The 3,273-nt window shown below is 57.3% G+C and carries 3 protein-coding genes and 1 pseudogene; 2 read left to right on the forward strand and 2 right to left on the reverse strand.

The window, feature by feature from the left end; genetic code table 11:
* Positions 1-73: 73 nt before the first annotated feature.
* Positions 74-325: pseudogene (locus T18_RS28120) on the reverse strand (peroxiredoxin); the annotation flags it as partial.
* Between the two features lie 167 nt (positions 326-492).
* On the opposite strand from T18_RS28120, the gene T18_RS25230 reads away from it, so the two are divergent.
* Positions 493-1,104 (forward strand): GNAT family N-acetyltransferase, encoded by a 612-nt coding sequence (locus T18_RS25230; RefSeq protein WP_158319864.1) that lies wholly within the window; start codon positions 493-495, stop codon positions 1,102-1,104.
* A gap of 247 nt (positions 1,105-1,351) precedes the next feature.
* Here the strand turns inward: T18_RS25230 and T18_RS25235 are convergent, their stop codons facing one another.
* Positions 1,352-2,116: a helix-turn-helix domain-containing protein gene (locus T18_RS25235; RefSeq protein ID WP_038496774.1), complete on the reverse strand. Its 765-nt coding sequence runs from the start codon at positions 2,114-2,116 to the stop codon at positions 1,352-1,354.
* Between the two features lie 75 nt (positions 2,117-2,191).
* On the opposite strand from T18_RS25235, the gene T18_RS25240 reads away from it, so the two are divergent.
* Positions 2,192-2,908: a class I SAM-dependent methyltransferase gene (locus tag T18_RS25240; RefSeq protein WP_038496771.1), complete on the forward strand. Its 717-nt coding sequence runs from the start codon at positions 2,192-2,194 to the stop codon at positions 2,906-2,908.
* Positions 2,909-3,273 lie beyond the last annotated feature (365 nt).

Below are 3,273 nucleotides of genomic sequence, written 5' to 3' on the forward strand. Positions count from 1 at the left end.
TACTCCTGGTGTTACCACTAGGACTGGCAGTCAGCAGGCCGTCATCGCAAGACGGCCTTCACCGTGGGCTTACCCGGAACGCGCAGGATTGCGGTGTGCATCCTCTCGCGCCAGGAATTGCATCCCACCCGTCAATAGCTTTGCCTCCGGGCGGGCTTGTCCGAGGATAAGCGTAGACTACAGATAGGCCGGGACTGCCCAGGTCCACGGTGGTCCCATCCGTAGCCTGCAAAGCAATGCTTGGCACTTCCATCCCAAGCAGATGCGTAGCCGCTCCATCGTCTTGGGGGACCAATTCGGCCCCGTCGTTCCCGAATTCACTCATTGGCGTCTCGTTTTTTCGTTACACACGCCCTCAGCAGCCGCTGACGCTAAACAATTATCATGCCACTGCAATGTCTCCTATTGGCGCTTTGCGGAACTCATTCCAGCATTCGACTATTCTTAAATCTTGTGACTACTGTTGATAAGCCGCCATTGATTGGTAATCTCATGGCTACGGCACTAACCCTTGTTCGGAGGTCGTCAGATGTCGCACGGCACGTAACTTCTCACTTTGAAGACAACGTGTATGGTTTTGCCACATTTGAATTGGAGCTAATTGTGGGAAAATTCGTTCTACGTCGCCTCAGTGCAAGTGACGCGGCGACGTTCAAGAAGATCCGCCTTCAGGCACTTTTCGAGCATCCTCAGGCGTTTGGAGCTTCTTGGGAGGAGGAGAGCGACCAGCCTGAATCCCGTATCGCCGAAAGGCTTGAAAGCGGACATGTCATAGCCGGCATATCCGAAGAGGGGACGATCGTCGGAACTATAGGCATATTGCGCTCCAAAGGGCAGAAGACCCAACACATTGCCTCGATCTGGGGAATGTATGTGAGTCCCGTTGCGCGGGGAGATGGCTTAGGACGCCGTCTACTCGACGCCGCAGTGGCAGAGGCTGGATCATCGGCAAAGTCAGTTCGGCTTCGTGTGGAAGCGAAAAACGAGCCAGCTATCAAACTGTATGAATCTGCGGGCTTCAAACGCTGGGCGTTGGAAGTGGACGCTCTCAAGGTTGGCGACGTATTCCACGATGAAATATTGATGCGTTTAGACATTGGATAAATGGCCGCCCCCTGATGCCAAGGCTCCAAGCCAACGACCGCTTCTCGCTCGGTGTTGATGTGACCGCCAAGACCCATGCCGCGCAGTAGTCGCGGAAATGGCTTTGAATTTCGAGCAGGGCATCACGGGACATACAGGGAATGGTTGAGACGCTGCTGGCACATTCCCGCTGAAACGCCTACCAGCAGACAAGGTGGCATCAACGGCCGAAAGACCCGAAGTCATGTTGGGATTGACATCCTCTGCCTCATGGTCGGGGTTTGCTCTGGACCGGCGGCGAGCCGAACTTGCGGGAATAGGCGCGGGAAAATGCGGCGGCGCTGCCGAAGCCGACCCCGGCGGCGGCCGATTTGACACTTCGTCCGGCGCACAGTTTGGCTCGACCAAGCGCCAGGCGCCAGCCATTGAGGTAGGCGATAGGCGACTGGGCAACGGTTTGCGTGAAGGTGGAAATGAATTGTCCGCGCGACATATCCGCTATGGCGGCAAGGTCCGCAATTCGCCAATTTCGCGCCGGATTGTCATGCATGGCCACAAGGCTGGGATGCAGTGCGGGATGCGCCAGACCCGCCAGTAATCCCGCATCGACCGTCCCGATCGCTATCGCCTTGCGGATCGCAAGCACGACGATGATCTCGCATAGCCGCGCCTCGATGGTGGTGCCACCACAGCGGGCGACCTCGACTTCGGCCACCATGAGTTCACACAAGCCGCGCAATTCCGGTTCGTTGGCCAGTGAAAGGCACAATTCGTCGGGCAGTGCACCGACCAACGGATTGGCGCTACCACCAAAATCCACTGTGGCGCCAGCGCATATAGCTGCGCCATCCGGCAGCGACGCCGTGGATCTGGCGCGATAAAGCAGATGGGTCGGCTCACCTGCGCCATGGGTATTGATGATGAGGAGGTTCGCTGCTTCAGCACAATCGCAACGCGATGCGCCAAGATGAAAGGCTTTCAGGAAAGCCGTCAGCCGATCATGTTTTCGGCCCGTATCCGAACTTTCAGTCATGTCTTTTATCCCTTTCCTGATCGTAAATTTTGTATCCTTCCTGAACGAAGCACGTCGAAACAGACAAGAGACAGCATGACACAGGATTCTGCAGCCAAATTCGACACCTCCCGCGCAGGGGAATACGCACGACAGAGCCGGATAGCGCTGGCCGGATATGATGCCTGCCACGAGCTTTCCGCCTGCATGCTGTCGGCAGCTCTGGGCGAAGGAAACGCAGCACGGGTTATGGTTGTCGGGGCCGGCGGTACGGCCGGCGAAATCATCGCCGCCGCTCGGCTGGAACCGCAATGGTCCTTTGTCGCCGTCGATCCTTCAGCACCGATGCTTGACCTTGCACGCGAACATCTGGTCAGGGCCGAAGTGTCTGACCGGGTGGAGACGGTTCTCGGAGCCGTCTCCGATCTGGATAGAGCTCCATCTTTTGACGCTGCAATCATGATCGGCGTGCTGCACCATTTGCCGGGGAACGCCGCAAAGCAGGATGTTCTGGCGCAGATTGCAATGCGGCTGCATCCTGATGCGCCCCTGATTGTCGCGGGGAATTATCGGGCGTATGCGTCGCAGCCCCTGCTCATGGCAGCCTGGGCAGCACGCTGGCGTATGAATGGCGCCGGCCCTGAAGAGGTGCAGGACAAAATGGGCAAGATTCTGCAGGGTGCAGAGCCACCCCGATCGGAAGACGAGGTCGTTTCATTGCTGGCCGGCGCGGGTTTCAACGAGCCGCTTCGGTTTTTCGCAAGCCTGTTTTGGGGGGCATGGCTGGCCCGACGCCTTGGGAACGCAAAATAGGCGCCACAATCTGCACCATTTGCCGACGGCTTGGATCAAAGAGACAAGTCACTTTAAGCCATCCGGCATTTGCAAATTGTCCAGCCCGAAGCCTGATGGCCCACAGTAACGCCGGGGTAATAAACCGCATATGGGGACACTCGCGCAGCGGGAGGACAGCTTTCAGGCACTTGAGGCGACAACGCGAACGACCTGAGTGAAGGCGTATATCCTGAAAAGGCCTCTGCGCAGAAATACACGGTCCCGCCAGGTTCGGGGTCCTTGGCTCATATGACAAAAATCGGCGAGGCTGCACGCAACCTCGCCGCATCTGGCTGTTGACTTGCGCGTTTTATTTACGCGTAAAATTCGGGAGCCTTCTTGAA

This window comes from Rhizobium sp. TBD182 (genome assembly GCF_001950375.1).
Lineage (GTDB): Bacteria > Pseudomonadota > Alphaproteobacteria > Rhizobiales > Rhizobiaceae > Agrobacterium > Agrobacterium tumefaciens.